General features: G+C 69.9%; 21 protein-coding genes. 9 read left to right on the top strand and 12 right to left on the bottom strand.

Translation table 11 applies throughout. The annotated features are described in order from the left end of the window. Positions 1 to 2: 2 nt before the first annotated feature. Genes JRZ79_RS22335 through JRZ79_RS22325 form a run of 3 tightly spaced genes read left to right on the top strand, consistent with a single transcriptional unit; the run spans position 3 to position 1,983 of the window. Complete coding sequence (locus JRZ79_RS22335) at positions 3 to 650, top strand: hypothetical protein (RefSeq protein WP_010903726.1); 648 nt, start codon at positions 3 to 5, stop codon at positions 648 to 650. Continuing rightward, complete coding sequence (locus tag JRZ79_RS22330) at positions 647 to 1,276, top strand: hypothetical protein (protein WP_012289481.1); 630 nt, start codon at positions 647 to 649, stop codon at positions 1,274 to 1,276. The genes JRZ79_RS22335 and JRZ79_RS22330 overlap by 4 nt, the downstream gene beginning before the upstream one ends. 41 nt (positions 1,277 to 1,317) lie before the next feature. Beyond that, positions 1,318 to 1,983: a hypothetical protein gene (locus tag JRZ79_RS22325; protein WP_136361614.1), complete on the top strand. Its 666-nt coding sequence runs from the start codon at positions 1,318 to 1,320 to the stop codon at positions 1,981 to 1,983. On the opposite strand, the gene JRZ79_RS22320 is transcribed toward JRZ79_RS22325, so the two are convergent. The 3 genes from JRZ79_RS22320 to JRZ79_RS22310 all read right to left on the bottom strand — a co-directional run bounded on the left by JRZ79_RS22320 (position 1,984) and on the right by JRZ79_RS22310 (position 3,472). Beyond that, the gene (locus JRZ79_RS22320) at positions 1,984 to 2,580 is read right to left on the bottom strand and encodes an L-threonylcarbamoyladenylate synthase (RefSeq protein WP_010903724.1); all 597 of its coding nucleotides are present in this window, start codon (positions 2,578 to 2,580) and stop codon (positions 1,984 to 1,986) included. A gap of 86 nt (positions 2,581 to 2,666) precedes the next feature. Continuing rightward, positions 2,667 to 3,182, bottom strand: coding sequence for a peroxiredoxin (locus JRZ79_RS22315; RefSeq protein ID WP_205251184.1), 516 nt, complete (start codon positions 3,180 to 3,182; stop codon positions 2,667 to 2,669). Next, entirely contained in the window at positions 3,182 to 3,472 is a 291-nt protein-coding gene (locus tag JRZ79_RS22310; protein ID WP_010903722.1) for a glutaredoxin, read from the bottom strand. The genes JRZ79_RS22315 and JRZ79_RS22310 overlap by 1 nt, the downstream gene beginning before the upstream one ends. Positions 3,473 to 3,578: 106 nt before the next feature. On the opposite strand from JRZ79_RS22310, the gene JRZ79_RS22305 reads away from it, so the two are divergent. Continuing rightward, complete coding sequence (locus tag JRZ79_RS22305) at positions 3,579 to 4,952, top strand: hemolysin family protein (protein WP_205251183.1); 1,374 nt, start codon at positions 3,579 to 3,581, stop codon at positions 4,950 to 4,952. Positions 4,953 to 4,966: 14 nt separating this feature from the next. Here JRZ79_RS22305 and JRZ79_RS22300 read toward each other — a convergent pair whose 3' ends face one another. After that, positions 4,967 to 6,148, bottom strand: a complete 1,182-nt coding sequence (locus tag JRZ79_RS22300; protein ID WP_205252234.1) for an inorganic phosphate transporter — start codon at positions 6,146 to 6,148, stop codon at positions 4,967 to 4,969. 62 nt (positions 6,149 to 6,210) lie between these two features. After that, on the bottom strand, positions 6,211 to 6,894 hold the full coding sequence (locus tag JRZ79_RS22295; RefSeq protein WP_010903719.1) for a DUF5828 family protein: 684 nt from the start codon (positions 6,892 to 6,894) through the stop codon (positions 6,211 to 6,213). A 93-nt stretch (positions 6,895 to 6,987) separates the two neighbouring features. Between JRZ79_RS22295 and upp the strand changes: the two genes are divergently transcribed. Together upp and JRZ79_RS22285 are read left to right on the top strand one after the other, a co-directional pair. Further along, positions 6,988 to 7,671 (top strand): uracil phosphoribosyltransferase, encoded by a 684-nt coding sequence (gene upp / locus JRZ79_RS22290; protein WP_010903718.1) that lies wholly within the window; start codon positions 6,988 to 6,990, stop codon positions 7,669 to 7,671. A gap of 46 nt (positions 7,672 to 7,717) precedes the next feature. Next, positions 7,718 to 7,957 carry a hypothetical protein gene (locus tag JRZ79_RS22285; RefSeq protein ID WP_010903717.1) on the top strand — a complete coding sequence of 80 codons (240 nt, stop codon included), beginning with the start codon at positions 7,718 to 7,720 and terminating at the stop codon, positions 7,955 to 7,957. An 11-nt stretch (positions 7,958 to 7,968) separates the two neighbouring features. Here JRZ79_RS22285 and JRZ79_RS22280 read toward each other — a convergent pair whose 3' ends face one another. From JRZ79_RS22280 to JRZ79_RS22265, 4 genes are all read right to left on the bottom strand, one after another. Beyond that, complete coding sequence (locus JRZ79_RS22280) at positions 7,969 to 9,993, bottom strand: S9 family peptidase (RefSeq protein ID WP_205252233.1); 2,025 nt, start codon at positions 9,991 to 9,993, stop codon at positions 7,969 to 7,971. Positions 9,994 to 10,056: 63 nt separating this feature from the next. Beyond that, the gene (locus JRZ79_RS22275) at positions 10,057 to 10,941 is read right to left on the bottom strand and encodes an NAD(P)/FAD-dependent oxidoreductase (RefSeq protein WP_205252232.1); all 885 of its coding nucleotides are present in this window, start codon (positions 10,939 to 10,941) and stop codon (positions 10,057 to 10,059) included. A gap of 13 nt (positions 10,942 to 10,954) precedes the next feature. Further along, positions 10,955 to 11,152 carry a hypothetical protein gene (locus JRZ79_RS22270; RefSeq protein ID WP_205252231.1) on the bottom strand — a complete coding sequence of 66 codons (198 nt, stop codon included), beginning with the start codon at positions 11,150 to 11,152 and terminating at the stop codon, positions 10,955 to 10,957. Between the two features lie 50 nt (positions 11,153 to 11,202). After that, positions 11,203 to 11,823 carry a YigZ family protein gene (locus tag JRZ79_RS22265; protein ID WP_205252230.1) on the bottom strand — a complete coding sequence of 207 codons (621 nt, stop codon included), beginning with the start codon at positions 11,821 to 11,823 and terminating at the stop codon, positions 11,203 to 11,205. Between the two features lie 84 nt (positions 11,824 to 11,907). On the opposite strand from JRZ79_RS22265, the gene JRZ79_RS22260 reads away from it, so the two are divergent. Next, a complete protein-coding gene (locus JRZ79_RS22260; RefSeq protein WP_136361606.1) occupies positions 11,908 to 12,267 on the top strand; it encodes a hypothetical protein in 360 nt (119 codons plus the stop codon). On the opposite strand, the gene JRZ79_RS22255 is transcribed toward JRZ79_RS22260, so the two are convergent. Next, positions 12,264 to 12,767 carry an amino acid-binding protein gene (locus tag JRZ79_RS22255; protein ID WP_012289478.1) on the bottom strand — a complete coding sequence of 168 codons (504 nt, stop codon included), beginning with the start codon at positions 12,765 to 12,767 and terminating at the stop codon, positions 12,264 to 12,266. The two genes, JRZ79_RS22260 and JRZ79_RS22255, sit on opposite strands and share 4 nt — an antisense overlap. A gap of 126 nt (positions 12,768 to 12,893) precedes the next feature. On the opposite strand from JRZ79_RS22255, the gene JRZ79_RS22250 reads away from it, so the two are divergent. Beyond that, positions 12,894 to 13,391: a hypothetical protein gene (locus JRZ79_RS22250; RefSeq protein WP_205252229.1), complete on the top strand. Its 498-nt coding sequence runs from the start codon at positions 12,894 to 12,896 to the stop codon at positions 13,389 to 13,391. Between the two features lie 28 nt (positions 13,392 to 13,419). Here JRZ79_RS22250 and hisB read toward each other — a convergent pair whose 3' ends face one another. Then, positions 13,420 to 14,010 (bottom strand): imidazoleglycerol-phosphate dehydratase HisB, encoded by a 591-nt coding sequence (hisB, locus tag JRZ79_RS22245; RefSeq protein ID WP_205252228.1) that lies wholly within the window; start codon positions 14,008 to 14,010, stop codon positions 13,420 to 13,422. 51 nt (positions 14,011 to 14,061) lie between these two features. After that, positions 14,062 to 14,790 (bottom strand): 1-(5-phosphoribosyl)-5-[(5-phosphoribosylamino)methylideneamino]imidazole-4-carboxamide isomerase, encoded by a 729-nt coding sequence (hisA, locus tag JRZ79_RS22240; protein WP_205252227.1) that lies wholly within the window; start codon positions 14,788 to 14,790, stop codon positions 14,062 to 14,064. A 142-nt stretch (positions 14,791 to 14,932) separates the two neighbouring features. Between hisA and fer2 the strand changes: the two genes are divergently transcribed. Beyond that, positions 14,933 to 15,322: a ferredoxin Fer2 gene (gene fer2, locus JRZ79_RS22235; protein WP_010903707.1), complete on the top strand. Its 390-nt coding sequence runs from the start codon at positions 14,933 to 14,935 to the stop codon at positions 15,320 to 15,322. The last annotated feature ends 119 nt before the right edge of the window (positions 15,323 to 15,441 follow it).

Genomic DNA, 15,441 nt, shown 5'->3' with positions numbered 1-15,441 from the left:
CAATGGCACGCGGTAGCCGCGGCGACGGCCCTCTCGACCCCGACATCCCCGCCGCTGTCGACGACGCGTTCGCCTTCCTGTTCCGGAACAGCACCGTCAACGCCGTCATCGCGTGGCTGGCGGTCGCCGTGCTCGGCGGCGTCGTCCTGGACAGCGCCCTCGACGTCGATCTCCGGTGGCTGGTGTTCACCGGCGCTGTCGGCGTGATCGTCGCCGTGCCGCCGGTCGTCTTCCGGTCGTGGCGCACGATGCTGCCCTGGGAACTGCTGTGTGTCGGACTGTTGCCCATCCTGGTGCGGGGGCTGTTCGGCGGCACCGTCGGCACGTTCGCCGTCTACGTCTCGCTGGCCGCCGTTGCACTCGTCGTCGTCGGCGAACTGCACACGTTCACGTCGCTGGCGGTCACGCACTGGTTCGCCGCCGTGCTGGTCGTGTTGGTGACGCTGGCCTCGGGGGCGGTGTGGGCGGTCTTCCGCTGGACCGCCGACCAGCATTTCGGCACCGCATACCTCACCACCAACCACGCGTTGATGACCGAGTTCGTCTGGGTGACGCTTGCGGGCCTCGCCGCCGGCGTCCTGTTCGCCCTCGCGCTCCGACGGCGAACCCGCTGGCTGCGCCGCGCCACCAGCCGGGTGACCGAGCGGTGACGCTGCTCCCCCGGCCGTCGGCAGCAACACAGCGCCTGCTCACACGCGCCATGCAGGCTGTGCTCGTCGGGATGGTGGCTTTCGGCCTCCTCGACGGCAACTCCAAGGCCGTCGTCAACGGCACCGTTACACTGCTCATCACGCTCGTGCCGGGCGCGCTCGAACGCAACTACGGCCTCCCCATGGACCCGTGGCTCGTGCTCTGGATCACCGCGGCGGCGTTCCTCCACTCGCTGGGATCGTCCGGACTGTACGTTTCCATCCCCTGGTGGGATCACGTCACGCACGCGCTGTCGGCGTCCCTGGTCGCGGGTGCCGGATACACGGTCGCGCGCGCCGTCGACTGCCACCACGACGACATCACCGTGCCACGCGAGATCGCGTTCGTCTACATCTTCGTCGTCGTGCTCGCGTTCGGCGTCGTCTGGGAGCTCCTGGAGTTCGGCCTCGACGAACTCGCCACAGCCACCGGACTGGCGATGCCGCTGGCCCAACACGGCCTCGCGGACACGATGCACGACTTCATGTACAACTCCCTGGGCGCGCTCGTGGTCGCCGTCTTCGGGCAGGCCCACCTCACGGGCGTCGCCGAAGTCGTCGCGGCCTGGTGGCGCTCGCGCCAGTAGCACGCCAACGTTCACATACGAGGCCGCGCCCACCCCGGCCCGTGACCGCCGACGACCGCGTCCCGTTCAGCGATCTCGCGACCGCCGCGTACTGTCCCCGCCAGCTCTACTACGCACGCCGCGACGACCGGGACCCGCCCCCAGCACACGACGCCGCCCGCGAACTCGCGGCCCAGTACGGCGCGCTTTCGACCGCCGATGCGTCGACCCTGGCCGCCCACGACCTCGCCGTTTCACCCCCTGAGTTCCAGTCGAACCTCGCCGCCAGCCTCGCCGTCCACTCCGTTTCTGACCCCGCCGAAACCGCCGTCTACCTGCGTGGGAAGGACGCACACGGCACGGCGGCGAAAGTCCACCACGACCCATTCGCCCCCTCGCTCGTGACCCCAGGGAGCCCACCCGAAGCCGGGGTCTGGGAACCGCAGGCAGTCCGGGCGGTCGCCGCCGCGAAAGCCCTGTCGTGGCGCGAGCAGACGCCCGTCGACCACGCCTTCGTGGAGTACGCCCGCCACGGCGTGATCCGGCGCGTCGCCCTCACCACCCGGAAGAAAGCGGCCTACCAGCGCGCGCTCCGCACCGCGCGCTCGCTGGACGGCCCGCCGCCACGGCTGCACGACGACGCCAAATGCGGGGCCTGCGACTACCGCGAGGCGTGTGGCACCGAAACCCGCAGCCTCCGATCGCTGCTGTCGTTCGACGACGCGTAGTCAGGCGTGCTCGGCCAGCCACTCCCGGACGGCGTCGCCGACCGCGCCCGCGCGCAGTATCTCGCCGCGCGCCACGTCGACCACTGTACTCCCAGTCCCCCCCGGCGACTCCCCGGCGTCCACCACGGCGTCGACGCGCGCCCGGAACGCGGGGTCGAGAGCCGCCGGGTTCGTGACGCTTGGCTCCCCGGAGACGTTCGCGCTCGTCGCCGTCAGCGGCGCGACCCGCTCCAGCAGCGCCACCGCCACCTCGCTGTCGGGCACCCGCACCCCGACGCGGTCCCGGCCGCCGGTCAGCACGTCGGGGACCGAATCGCGCTTCTCGCAGACCACCGTGACGGGGCCGGGCAGGAACTCGGCCATGAACGCCCGCTCGGTCTCGCCGACGGCGACGTGCTCGACGGCGGCTTCGACGTCCGGGAACGCGAACGACAGCGGCTTCTCGCGGGGCCGCCGTTTCGCCTCGAAGGCGGCCTCGATGGCGTCCGGATCGAGGGCGTCCGCGGCGAGTCCGTACACCGTCTCGGTCGGGAAAACCACCAGCCCGCCCTCACGGAGCGCTTCGGCGGCCTCGGCCAGGGCGTCGTCCGTACTCATAGCGGGACTACACGCTTGCTCGAAAAGGAACTTTTGACCGCGCTAAGCGAACCCCGGAGCCACGAACCGCGCGACACCGGATGCGACTACAGTTCGTCTAGCGCAGCCTCCAACTCGTCGTACGCGGGGAACTCCGGCCACTGCTGGGCCACCCACGCGTACTCGACGGTGCCATCCGCGTCGATGACGACCGTCGCCGGACGGTGCTCGACGACACCCGCCATGCCGTCGGGGTCGTGCTTGACGCCGTACGCCTCGGCGACGCCCGCTTGCGGGTCGCTGAAGAGGCCGGTGAACTCCTGGATGCCGCGGTCCTCGATGGTGGTCTTGTGTTCGTACGGCGTCGAGATGGAGACGCCGACCACCTGGGCGCGCTCGTGGACGCCGCGCTCCCGCAGCTCGGAGTACATGTCCGTCGCGGGGAACGCGCCGTCCATCGGCGTGAACACCAGCACGACCGGGCCCTCCGCCAGCAGGTCCGCCAGCGCCACGTCCGCCCAGTACTCGTCGGTCACCAGCGGGCGGATGAAGTCGGGGGCGTCGTCGCCCGCCGCCACGTGGTCCGCCGCCGGGAGGTCGACGACGTCGAAGTCCAGTTCCATCACTCCCCACCCCCGTAGGTGGCGTCGAGATACGCGACGATGTTCGCGCTCTCGGCCATCGCCACGCCGGTCTCGTCGTCCACGATGGCGGGCACGGTGCGCGCGCCGACGATGCGCTTGACGGCGTCGCGCTCGGAGTGCATCGGCTCCACGTACCGCGACTGATACGCCAGCCCGAGCTCCTCCAGGCGGTTCACGACGCGCTCGCAGAACGGACACGCCTGCAGCCGATACAGCGTGATGTGGGCGTCACTGTGCGGCGGCCGTGGTGGCGCTGCGGGAGCACTCATGTACGAGGTGTTCGGCGGAATCCCGGGTAAACGCTTCGCCCGCGGCGGCTGTCGCAGCTTCGGTCAGCAAAGAATTAAAAGGAGTGCGGAGTAAGACAACATCTGAATGGGCATCTCACCGCCTCTGACTGCTGTGTCGGCGTTCGGGACCGACGTTTCCGGAAACGCCTTCATCGGCGCCGGAGTCGCGACGCTGGCCGTCCTGATGGTACTGTCGGCGTTTTTCTCCTCCTCGGAGATCGCCATGTTCTCGATCCCGCGCCACCGCATCGACGCACTCGTCGAGGAGGGGCGTTCGGGCGCTGACGCAGTCGCAGCGCTGAAAAGCGATCCCCACCGGCTGCTCATCACCATCCTGGTCGGGAACAACCTCGTGAACATCGCGATGTCCTCGATCGCCACCGGCCTGTTCGCCACCTCCATGTCGCAGGGCAAGGCCGTGCTCGCGGCCACCTTCGGCGTCACCGCCCTCGTCTTGCTGTTCGGGGAGAGCGCGCCGAAGTCCTACGCCGTCGAGAACTCCGAATCCTGGGCGCTGTCCATCGCGAAACCCCTGCAGTGGAGCGAGCGATTCCTGTATCCGCTGGTCGTCCTGTTCGACTACCTCACGCGCGCGGTCAACCAGTTCACCGGCGGTCGGGCGGCCATCGAATCCAGCTACGTCACGCGCTCCGAGATCCAGGACATGATCAAGACCGGGGAGCGCGAGGGCGTCATCGAGGAGGACGAACGGGAGATGCTCCAGCGCATCTTCCGGTTCAACAACACCATCGCCAAGGAGGTCATGACGCCGCGCCTCGACATCGTTGCGGTCTCGAAGACCGACACCATCGAGGCGGCCATCCAGACGTGCACGCAGGCCGGCCACGAGCGCGTGCCCGTCTACGACGGCGAACTCGACAACGTCATCGGCGTGGTCAGCCTCGAGGATCTCGTCCGCGAATCCCTCTACGGGGAGACCGAGGACGCCGAGCTGGACGACCTCATCGAGCCGACCCTCCACGTCCCCGAGTCCAAGAACGTCGACGACCTCCTCCAGGAGATGCAGGACGAACGCGTGCAGTTGGTCGTCGTCATCGACGAGTTCGGCACCACGGAGGGGCTGCTCACCGCCGAGGACATCACCGAGGAGATCGTCGGCGAGATCCTGGACGGCGGCGAGGACCTCCCGATCGACTCCGTCGACGAGGACACCGTCCGCGTGCGCGGCGAGGTGAACATCGAGGAGGTCAACGAGGCCCTGAACATCGACCTGCCGGAGGGCGAGGAGTTCGAAACCATCGCGGGGTTCATCTTCAACCGCGCCGGCCGGCTCGTCGAGGAGGGCGAGGCGTTCCGCTTCGAGGACATCGAACTCACCGTCGAGCACGTCGAGAACACGCGCATCATGAAGGCCCGCGTGCAGCGCCTCGACTCGGCGGCCGAGGCCGACGCCAACGCCGAAGTGTTGACCGCGGACTCCACCGGGAACGGCGCGTAGCGCGTTCCCACCGCCTACATGACCGCGCTGACGGCCGCGAACACGCCGTAGCTGGCTGCGAACGCGACCACCAGCGACGCCACCCACGCCAGCACCGTCACCACCATTTTCCGGCCGCTGACGCCGCCACCGCCGCCGCCCGCGGCGGCGTACCCCGAGCCGATGATCGCGGAGACGATGATCTCGTTGAACGACACCGGGATGCCGAAGAACACCGCCGACTGCGCGATGGCGAAACTCGGGATGAGCGCGGCGATCGACCGCCGCGGCCCCAGCGAGGAGTAGTCCTGTGAGAGCGCCTTGATCATCCGCGGCGCGCCCGTCCAGGACCCAACGAGCAGTCCAACGCCGCCACCCGACAACACGTACGGCAGGGGGATCTCACCGCCGATGAGCGGCAACAGCGGCCCCACAGCGAGGCCGACCTGACTCCCGCCGGCGGAGAACGCCACCAGTCCGCCCAGCGCCAGCAGGAAGTGGCGCTGCCCGCGGCTGGCGTTGCCCGCGCTGTCACAGTAGAGCGCGCCCGCGACCGCCGCCGCCACCGCCAGCGTCGCGGCCCCACGCCCCACCAGTGACGGCGTGCCGGCCACGCTCGCGAGCGACCACGCGATCGACCGTGCGGCGTCGGGGCCGCCGAGAAACGCGAACTCGATGTTGGCGGTGATCGCACCCACGCCGCCCGCAAGCGCCGGCACGAGCACGCGCTCGTGGGCGGTGTCCCGGAGGCTCCGCGCGGTCACGTACGCCGTGCCGCCGCCGACGAACGGCGTCAGCACCCACAGCGTCGCTATCTGCTGGTATTTCGGCCACGCCGGCCCACCCCCCATCGCCAGCCCGGTACCGACAACCGCGCCCGTGACGGTGAACGCGGTCGCGATCGGGTATCCGGCGAACACGCCCGCCGCGACCAGCAGCGCCGCCGTCAACAGCGCTATCGTCGCCGCCAGCGGCGACAGCGGCATCCCCACGATGAGATCGCTGCCGACCGCCTCCGAGACGTTCGCACCCTGGAACACCGCGCCCGCGAGCCCGAGGATCCCGACGACGAACCCCGCACGCATCACCGTGATCGCGTTCGCGCCAACGGCTGGTGCAAACGGCGTCGATCCCGACGACCCGGCACCGATCGCCCACGCCATGAACAGGCTCGCTACCGCCGCCACCACGAACGTCGCTGCTTCAGCACCAACCATTCGTTAGTCACTATCCGCGGGGCGGTGCAAAGAGGCTGCCGGCACGCGTCGCCCAGCCGGGCTCAGTTCGTGGTCGATTTGGCGTCCTCGCGTTGTTTCGGCGGGTCGACGCCCTCGGCGGCCTCCGCGACGTCGGTTTCGCGTTCCGTGTCCACGTGCCAGCGGTCGAGCGCTTCGAACGACGAGAGGTGGTCTTGGACCGCCGACTTGAGGTCGTCGTCGTTGATGTTCACCTCGAAGACGAACTCCTCCTGGCTGCGGACGCGCTGGATGTTCGCGGACACCAACGCGTTGTCGAAGTAGTACGGCGCGATCCGCGTCATCACGTTCCGGTACACCGCGTCCTCGACTTTCCGGATGGCCTTCCGGCCGGCCGTGTCCGCCGCCCGCTTGACGTGGTCCAGGGACGACTGCCACTTCTCGACGGCGTCACCGCCGTCGCCGTCGCCGAGCTTCTCGTAGGACGCCGACAGCTGCTCGCCGGCCTTCTGTAAGTCCTCGTCGGCGGACGCGCCGGCCTTCTCGCCTTTGCCCTCCGCGACGCTGGCCTGATCGGCGGTCTTCTCGTTGACCTCGTCACCGATGCGCTCGTGTGACTTCGGCCGCCAGTCGTCCCACTCCGCGAACGCGTCCGCAAACGCCTCGTCGGCACCGGCTTCCCGCAGCGCGGTCGTGATGCGTTCGCCGTGTTCGACCACGTCGCCCCACGTGCCCCGCTGCTTGAACCCCGCGACGCTCTCCTCCATAGCTGCCCGATCTAGGCCCGCATCGCATAAACCTCTTGTCGATACCGGCGTGTCATAGTAGGTTTCAAGCCGACGCGCAGTCCCACCTCACGTATGACCATCGAGGACCGCGGCGACGCACACGTGATCACGCATTCGCTCGCCAAACACACCCTCTCCCGGCTCCGGGACACCACCACCGAGCAGGTGAGCTTCCGGAAGGGGCTGGTGAAACTCGGCCGCATCTCGGGCTACGAGATCATCGACGGCGCGATGGAGACGGAGTTCACGGCCTTCGAAACGCCGCTCACCGAGACGACCGGCGAGCGCGTCACCGGCCTGGACGACGTCGTTATCATCAACGTGCTCCGTGCGGCAACCCCGTTCGTCGAGGGGCTGCTGAAGGCGTTCCCGCGAGCGAAACAGGGCGTCATCAGCGCGGGCCGCGACGAGGACGCCGGCATGGACGCCGACGGCGAGTTCCCGATCACCGTCGACTACGTGAAACTCCCGGACATCTCGGAGGGCGACACCGTCATCGTCGCCGACCCGATGCTCGCGACCGGATCGACGATGTGCACCGTCCTCGACCACGTCACCGACGAGATGCCCGCTGCGGGCGTCGAGGACCTGTTCGTGCTGTCCGCGGTCAGCGCGCCCGACGGCCTGCTGCGGGTCGGCGACCAGTTCCCGGACGCGGACCTGCTGACGGTCGCCATCGACGACACGCTCACCGACGACGGCTACATCGTGCCCGGACTCGGGGACGCCGGCGACCGCGCGTTCCGCACGACCTGACGGCGGCCCCGCCACGTTCAAGACGCTCGCCCGCAAGGCAGCGCGTATGAGCGACGCCGACGCGGAGCCCTGTGATTGGTGTGGCGACGCGGTTGCGAACCCGTTATCGCGGACGGTTCGCGTCTCCGTCGACCGCTCCCAGATCGACAGCCAGCGCCTCTGTCCCGAGTGCTTCGCCGAATGGGTGGATCGCTACGAGACGGAGATGCGCGCCGACACCGGACACGACGACGCAGCCGCGGCGGCCGACGGCGAGGACGGCGGCACCGACATCATCGTCGACTGACCGCAGGGGGGTTACTCGTCGGCGGCCGCCCCGGGGCGGTCGGTCTCCAGCACCGGGGCCGCCTCGTGGTGGTCGCTGTAGCCGTCGAACCAGGCAGCGATGCGCTCGATGCGGTCGACCACGTGGCCCGGATCACCGGACCGGGAGAGATCGTGGCCCTCGCCGGGATACCGAACCAGCCGGGTGTCAACGCCGTGTTTCTTCAGCAGCCGGTAGAACAGCTCCGCGGTGTTCGCCGGCGTCCGGTAGTCGGCCTCCGAATGCACGAGCAGCGTGGGGGTGTCGACGGCGTCGGTGTGCGCCGCCGGGGACTGCGCCCACAGGAACGCGTTGTCCCGCACGGGGTCGGTGTCGAACTCGCCCTCAACGAGCGCGTAGGCGTCCGTCGTGCCGTAGAACCCCGTGAGGTCGTAGACGCCGCGCTGCGCGACCGCGCCGGCGAACGCGTCGGTGTGGCCGACCGCCCAGCCGGTCATGAACCCGCCGAAGCTCCCCCCCGTGATGAACGCGTTGTCGGCGTCCACGTAGTCGCGGTCGGTGACCGCCGCCACGCCGGCCATGACGTCCGCGAGCGTGACCGCGCCCCAGTCGCGTTCGACGGCACGCAGCCACTCCTGGCCGTACCCCGTCGAGCCCCGGGGGTTACACCAGAACACCACGTACCCGCGGGCCGCAAGCGTCTGGAACTCGTGCCACATCGTCCCGGCCGCCGACCACATCAGGTGCGGGCCGCCGTGGACGTTCACGACCAGCGGATACGTCTCCTCGGGGTCGAACTCCGGGGGCGTGAGCACCCACCCCTGGATGTCGCCCGCGGGCCCATCGATCCACACCGACTCGGGCTTGGAGACGGCGCGCTCGTCGAGGTAGTCGCGGTTCGCGCGCGTCAGCGTGACCTCCTCACCGCCCATCGGGGTCGCCGCCACGACCTCGCCGGGGTGGTCCCATTCGGACTGCACGACGGCCACCGCGTCCGCGGACACCGAGAACGCGTGGACGTGGCGGTCGCCGGCAAGCACCACGCGGTCGTCGCCGGTGTCGGCGGCCACCCGCCGCAGGACGTACCCGCCCTCGTCGGGCGTGCAGACGTACAGGTGCTCGCCGTCGGGTCCCCACTCCGGGGCGTGCCCCGCAGTCCGCTCGGCGACTGTGCGGTCGACGCCGTCCATGAGGCGGTCGGTCGCCCCGGTGTCGCGGTCGAAGACCTCGACGGCCGTCTGCGTCAGCGTCGGGTCGTCGGCCGGCGTCGTCGTGTACGCGACCCGGGAGCCGTGGACGGCCAGCGTCGGCCCCATCCCCTCGACGGTCGTCACAACGGTGCTGTCAGCCGAGTCCGCCGGCGTCGCGGCTTCGATCGCCCACTCCAGGCGGTCGTCGGCGTCCAGCCCGCGCCGGATCGGATAGTACAGCGTGCCGTCGTCGCCCCACGCAGGGCCGCCGCATTCGGCGACACCCGCGGTCACTCGGTCGACGCGCCCCGCAGCGAGGTCCGCGACGTACACGTGCCGGCGCGCGCCGTCCCGGTAGCTCGTGTGGCCGCGGTACATCTGCCGGTCGATCACGCGCGGATCGGGGGTGTCGCGCTCGTACTCGCCGTCGTGCTCGCGGTCCAGCTCCTCGGCTCGCTCCGCCGGCCGCACCGCCTGCAGGAACGCCACCCGGTCGCCGTCGGGTCCCCACGCGATGTTCGAGACGCCGCCGATCACGTCGGTGATTCGCGTTGCCTCCCCGCCGTCCACGGGCACCACCCACAGCTGGGGGCGACCCCCGCCAGCGTCGCCGCGGGTGGAGACGAACGCCAGCCGGTCCCCGGTGGGGCTCCACGCCGGCTCGGCGTCGGTGCCATCGGCGGCGGTGAAACGCCGCGAACCGCCACCGCCGACCGGCGCGACGTGGACTGACGCGGTCTCCTGGCCGGTGTCGCCGTCGCGCTCAGCGGTCGTTCGGACGTACGCCACGCGGTCGCCGGTCGGGGAGACCGCCGGCTGGCTGAGCCGCGCCAGCTCCCAGTAATCGCTGGCTTCGACTGGCTGCATAGTGGGGGGTCGCCCGGCGCTCGCAAAACGGTTCGGGTACCCCCCGTGGCTGTCTGCCGCCGGTCAGTCCCGTTGCTCGCGGTACGACTCGATGTGGTCGTCGTCGATGTGATCGAGCAGCCGGTGCGCTCCCGCTTCGGCGCGCTCCTCGATCGCGTCCGCGGACAGCGTCGCGTCGAACGTGCGATCGAGGTGCGCCGCCCGCAGCGCCGCGAACTCGTCGTCGTCGAGGTCGTGGTCGTCGCCGGCCTCGGCGGCGAACCACTCCCGCCAGCGGTCACGGTCGGCCCACTCCCCACTGAGATCCGACTCGCGGCGCTTCCAGTCGTAGTGTGGGGCCACGCCCTCGGGGTATCCCCGGGCGCGCTTTCGGTCCGCCAGCAGACAGCGCGCGACGTGCGCGCCGTTGCCCGCCGCGATCACGGCCTGTGCGCTGCGCTGGCCGCCCGGGGACGCGACGTAGAGGCCGTCGACGGGCGTGCGGCCGTCGGCGTCGGCGTACGCGTCGTCGAAGCGCTCGCGTGACTCGCCGTGGTGGTCGTGGGTTTCGAAGGCGCTGTCGCCGACGACCGGCCGCAGGTACGAGCCGTCGTACCACGCCGCGGCGAGCACGGTGTCGGTGTGCACCCGACGGCCGTCCTGCGTTTCGACGACGAACCCGGTGTCGTCGTCGCTCGGCCGGTCGACCGATTCGACGGTGTCCGCGATCAGGTCACAGCCCGCGGTCTCGGCGTGGTCGTGGAACAGCCCTCGCAGCGTCGGCACGTCGATCCCGCCCGGGAACCCGGGGTAGTTCTCGACGAACGCACAGCGCGGGAGCGCGGCGTTCCCGCGGTCGAAGACGACCGTATCGAGGCCGTAGCGCGCGGTGAACACGCCCGCAGCGCAGCCCGCGGGGCCGCCGCCGACGATGACGACATCACGGCGCTCGCCGTCCTGGGTGGGCATCGGTTCGGCCACGTCAGATCGCCCCCGCGACGCGCTGGCGGTCGAACAGTTCGCCGTCGAACGCGACAGCCCCGACGGGCGCGATCGAGGCGGTGTCGGTGTTCTCCGCGCCGCGGTCGTCGGTGCTGTTGGGGCTGCGCGCACAGCCCGCGAGCAGCCCGCCGGTTGTGCGGCTCGTGGGTGTGGCGCGGAACTGTCTGCGCGTTCGCATGGTTTTAGGCCAGCCTAAAACTACTTGTGCGCTTCGGTTTTCCGCCGGCGCTACGCGATCTCCGCCCGGCCGCTCGTTGCGTCCGCGATGCGCTCCCGGAGCGCGTCGGCGTCGGCCACAGCCACCGTCACCTCGAACGTCACGTCGGCCTCGTAGTCGGCGTCGAACGAACACTCGGCGCTCTCCAGAATCCCCCGCACGGTGCCCGAATCATCGTACGCAACCGTCACCACGAGCCGCGCCTGCGGGCGCTGGGTGACCACGCCGGCCGCATCCACGGCGTCCTTGACCGCCGTCGAATACGCCCGCGCCAACCCCCCAACGCCCAGGTTCGTCCCCCCGTAATAGCGCGTGACGACACCCACCACGTTCTCGATGTCGCGCTGCTGGACGACGTTCAACGCCGGCTTCCCGGCGGACCCAGTCGGCTCGCCGTCGTCGCTCTGGTACTCCCGCAACAGATGCCCACCGCCCGGGCCACCACCGGTCACGCGCACCCGATACCACGGCACGTTGTGGGTGGCATCCGCGTGGCGCTCCCGGACCTCCTGGATGAACGCCTCGGCCGCCGCAACGGTGTTTGCCGGCCCCGCATACCCGATGAACTCAGACCCCCGGACCTCGAAGCTGTCCCGCCCCGAGCCCGCAAGCGTGCGGTAGGCGTCGGTCACACGCGCTCGTTGGTCGAGCAGGGGGTTGCCGCTTGCGGTTCTGCCCACAAGGGTTATGCATTCGTCGGCGCAAACCCGGGACAGATGGTTGCGTTGACGACCGGCGACCTGTTGTTCACGCTCTCCCGACTCACCCCTTCGCTCCCGGGCCAGCTCGCCGGACTCACTGACCTCGAACTGCTGTACGCCGCCGCCAGCGCCCTGCTCTCGCTTTCCGGCATCGCGATGGTCGCGTTCGCCGCCAACGCGTTCCTCCAAACCGAACGCCGGGAAATGCTGTACCTCGCGTTGGGGTTCTGTGTCGTCGTTGCGGCCGCGATCGCCACCACCGTTTCGGCGTTCGCACAGGACTTCGAGAACGCCATCCTCCTGCTCACGGTGAACTACGCGCTGACAACGGTCGGCTACGTGTTCATCCTGGCGAGTGTGCTCTTCCGGGATTAGGACAGCTCCACCGATCGCACCGCCGACATCTCCGCCAGCGCCGTGAACACCGCTCCCGGCAACTCCTCGTCGGTCACGACGTACAGCCGCGGTTCGTCGGTGAACTCCGGGTCCTCGCTGATCGTCTGCCGGATCGGGATCCCGTGGTCGGCCAGCAGCCCCGTCACCGCGGCCACGATCCCCGGCTCGTCGGCGTCCTGAACGGCCACCGTCACCACGTGCAGGTCAAGCACGGGTGCCAGATCCATCAGGCTCGGGATCTGACTGATGTTCTGGAAGATGCGCGTCAGCTCGCCGTCATCGAGGATCGCCTCCGTCGTGGAATCGACCACCCGCCGGTCGACGCCCGCCTCCTGGGCGACCTGCGTGTACGGGATCTCGATCCCCCCGGAGACCACGCGGCCGCCGTCGTTCACCGAGAACCCGCGTTCGAGCAACAGCCGAATCACCGCCTGCTGTCCGGGACTCCCCTCGAACTTCTGCATGATCTCGTCGAACATTATGATCCAAGCCAGGTGGACGCGCCTGAAAACCGTTCGCGTCCCAGTCACCCCGCCAGCCGGTGTCCGGCCACCCAGCCCAACACCGAGCAGGCTTTTGGGGCTGCCAGCCACAGCCAGGAACGTATGCGTCAAGTAGACACCTGTGACTTCTGTGGCGACGCCCCGGATGGGGTCTTCGAGGTCGTCCCCGCGGCCAACCCCAGCGGTCCGGTGCGGCTCGCGCTCTGTGACGGCTGCAAAACCACGCTGGAGACGGTCACCGACCCGCTCCGTGGTGCCGACGAGCACGACGGGGCGGCCACGGACACCGACCACTCCGGCTCCGACCCGGCCGCCGATTCTCCCGCCACCCCGCCGACGTCCCCGCAAGCCGCCAGCAGCGACGCCGCCGGCATCACCATCGAGGACTCCACCGACGACGCCGCCGCTTCGCGGCCCGACGGCTACGCCCAAGTCCTGCGGCTGCTGGAGAACCGCGACGACGACATGCCACGCGGCGACCTGCGCGCGCTCGCGACGAACGCCTACGGGCTGACTGCGGACTCCTTCCAGACCGCCGTCGACGCCGCCATCGAGAACGGCGACGTGGCCGCCGACGGCGACGGACTGCGCCGCACCTAGCCCGACTCTCACGCTAGCGCCGCCCCGCTCAGAGGTCGCCCTTCGTCGAGGGCGTCTCCCCCGCCCGGCGCTGGTCGATGCGGGTCGCGTCGTCCAACGCCCGCCCGACCCCCTTGAACAGCGCCTCGATCTCGTGGTGGGCGTTCTCGCCGTCGACCCCGCAGTGCAGCGTGACTGCGGCGTTTGTCGCGAACGTCCGCCAGAAGTGCGCCGCCATCCGGCTCGTCAGCCCGCCGACCGTCGGCTGGCTGAACCCGCCGTCGAACTCGTAGACGGCGCGCCCCGACACGTCCACGACCACGGACGCCACCGCCTCGTCCAGGGGCACCCGGCGGTCGGCGAACCGCTGGATGCCGCGCTTCTCGCCGACCGCCTCGCTGAACGCCGCCCCGAGCGCGATCCCCACGTCCTCGACGGTGTGGTGGTCGTCAACGTCGAGATCGCCGTCACAGCGCACGGTCACGTCGAACAGCCCGTGTTTCGCGAACGCCGCCAGCATGTGATCGAAGAACCCGATCCCGGTGTCGACGGTGTGCTCGCCGTCGCCGTCGAGGTCCAGCGTGACCGCCACGTCGGTTTCGGCCGTCTCCCGCGTCACTGCGGCTGTCCGGTCTGTCATCACCGCGGTAGTGGCGCGCCGCCCACATGGTCGTTGTGCTCCCGGCGGCGCTCAGTCCTCGACGGCCGCCTGCGCGTCCGCAAGCGTGAAATTCCCCTCGTAGAGCGCGGTCCCGACGACTGCGCCGGCCGCCCCCGCGGCTTTGAGTGCGCGCACGTCGTCGACAGTGGCAACGCCGCCGCTGGCGATCACCGGGATGTCGACGCTGTCAACGAGGTCTCGAACGGGGTCGGTTCGCACGCCCTCCTGTTTCCCCTCCACGTCCACGTCGGTGAACAGGATGCCCGCCGCCCCCAGGTCGGCGTACCGCTGGGCGGCCGCCACCGGGTCCATGCCGGTGCCCTCGGTCCAGCCTTCCACGACCACCTCGCCGTCCTTGGCGTCCAGGCTCACGAGCACGCCGTCGCTGTACGCGGCCGCGATCTCCCCGACGATGTCCGGGGTCTCGATGGCGGCGGTGCCGAGGATGACACGGTCGACGCCCCGGTCGAGCAGGGCCGTGGCGTCCTCGGCGCTCCGAATGCCGCCGCCGACCTGCACCGACACGTCGGTCGCGTCGAGGACGTCCTCGACGGCGCTGGCGTTCGCGCGCGCCCCCTCGAAGGCGCCGTCCAAGTCCACGAGGTGCAACGCCTCAGCGCCCGCGGCCACCCAGTCGGTCGCGGCGTCCACGGGGTCGCCGTACGTGCGCTCGGTCCCACGCTCCCCCTGCACGAGTTGCACCACCTGTCCGTCCTGCATGTCGACGGCCGGCAGCACCGTGAACGACTCGAATGTCATACCCCCACCATGGGCTGCCGTGGATAAAACCCCTCGTTGACGCCGCGGGCAGCGTCGTGATGGCGGTCACACCCGGGCTTTCGTGGCAGTACGCTGGCCCGAACAGCAACTACTATGCGTTCGGAAGCCGAACTCTGCAGTGATGCCGACGGTAGAATACCTCAACTACGAAACGCTGGACGACCAGGGCTGGGACATGGACGACGACGACCTCTTCGAGAAGGCCGCCGACGCCGGTCTCGACGGCGAAGACTACGGCACGATGGAGGTCGCGGAGGGCGAGTACATCCTCGAAGCCGCTGAAGCGCAGGGCTACGACTGGCCGTTCTCGTGTCGCGCCGGTGCCTGTGCGAACTGCGCGTCCATCGTCAAGGAGGGCGAAATCGACATGGACATGCAGCAGATCCTCAGCGACGAGGAAGTCGAGGAGAAGGACGTGCGCCTGACCTGCATCGGCTCGCCCGCAGCCGACGAGGTCAAGATCGTCTACAACGCCAAGCACCTCGACTACCTGCAGAACCGCGTCATCTGAACTGGCCCCGCGCCCGGTCTGGGACAGCCCGTGACGCGCCGCTAGCTCACCCGATTCTTCGCGCACACGCCACGCAGCCCCGGCTCCGACAGCCTGCCTGCCGCGCCGGCCCACTACTG

Source organism: Halobacterium sp. BOL4-2 (assembly GCF_016917835.2).
Classification (GTDB): domain Archaea; phylum Halobacteriota; class Halobacteria; order Halobacteriales; family Halobacteriaceae; genus Halobacterium; species Halobacterium salinarum.
Note: the sequence above shows the minus strand (reverse complement) of the source record. Positions and strands in the feature narration are given on the sequence as shown.

Excerpts from the sequence above, each read along its gene's own strand:
- JRZ79_RS22295 (WP_010903719.1), bottom strand. The coding sequence starts at position 6,894 with ATGGAGGAGAGCGTCGCGGGGTTCAAGCAGCGGGGCACGTGGGGCGAC.
- JRZ79_RS22280 (WP_205252233.1), bottom strand. The coding sequence starts at position 9,993 with ATGCAGCCAGTCGAAGCCAGCGATTACTGGGAGCTGGCGCGGCTCAGC.
- hisA (WP_205252227.1), bottom strand. The coding sequence starts at position 14,790 with ATGACATTCGAGTCGTTCACGGTGCTGCCGGCCGTCGACATGCAGGAC.
- JRZ79_RS22260 (WP_136361606.1), top strand. The coding sequence starts at position 11,908 with ATGGTTGCGTTGACGACCGGCGACCTGTTGTTCACGCTCTCCCGACTC.
- hisB (WP_205252228.1), bottom strand. The coding sequence starts at position 14,010 with ATGACAGACCGGACAGCCGCAGTGACGCGGGAGACGGCCGAAACCGAC.
- JRZ79_RS22300 (WP_205252234.1), bottom strand. The coding sequence starts at position 6,148 with ATGGTTGGTGCTGAAGCAGCGACGTTCGTGGTGGCGGCGGTAGCGAGC.
- JRZ79_RS22310 (WP_010903722.1), bottom strand. The coding sequence starts at position 3,472 with ATGAGTGCTCCCGCAGCGCCACCACGGCCGCCGCACAGTGACGCCCAC.
- JRZ79_RS22285 (WP_010903717.1), top strand. The coding sequence starts at position 7,718 with ATGAGCGACGCCGACGCGGAGCCCTGTGATTGGTGTGGCGACGCGGTT.
- upp (WP_010903718.1), top strand. The coding sequence starts at position 6,988 with ATGACCATCGAGGACCGCGGCGACGCACACGTGATCACGCATTCGCTC.
- fer2 (WP_010903707.1), top strand. The coding sequence starts at position 14,933 with ATGCCGACGGTAGAATACCTCAACTACGAAACGCTGGACGACCAGGGC.
- JRZ79_RS22250 (WP_205252229.1), top strand. The coding sequence starts at position 12,894 with ATGCGTCAAGTAGACACCTGTGACTTCTGTGGCGACGCCCCGGATGGG.
- JRZ79_RS22255 (WP_012289478.1), bottom strand. The coding sequence starts at position 12,767 with ATGTTCGACGAGATCATGCAGAAGTTCGAGGGGAGTCCCGGACAGCAG.
- JRZ79_RS22305 (WP_205251183.1), top strand. The coding sequence starts at position 3,579 with ATGGGCATCTCACCGCCTCTGACTGCTGTGTCGGCGTTCGGGACCGAC.
- JRZ79_RS22335 (WP_010903726.1), top strand. The coding sequence starts at position 3 with ATGGCACGCGGTAGCCGCGGCGACGGCCCTCTCGACCCCGACATCCCC.
- JRZ79_RS22270 (WP_205252231.1), bottom strand. The coding sequence starts at position 11,152 with ATGCGAACGCGCAGACAGTTCCGCGCCACACCCACGAGCCGCACAACC.
- JRZ79_RS22320 (WP_010903724.1), bottom strand. The coding sequence starts at position 2,580 with ATGAGTACGGACGACGCCCTGGCCGAGGCCGCCGAAGCGCTCCGTGAG.
- JRZ79_RS22315 (WP_205251184.1), bottom strand. The coding sequence starts at position 3,182 with ATGGAACTGGACTTCGACGTCGTCGACCTCCCGGCGGCGGACCACGTG.
- JRZ79_RS22275 (WP_205252232.1), bottom strand. The coding sequence starts at position 10,941 with ATGCCCACCCAGGACGGCGAGCGCCGTGATGTCGTCATCGTCGGCGGC.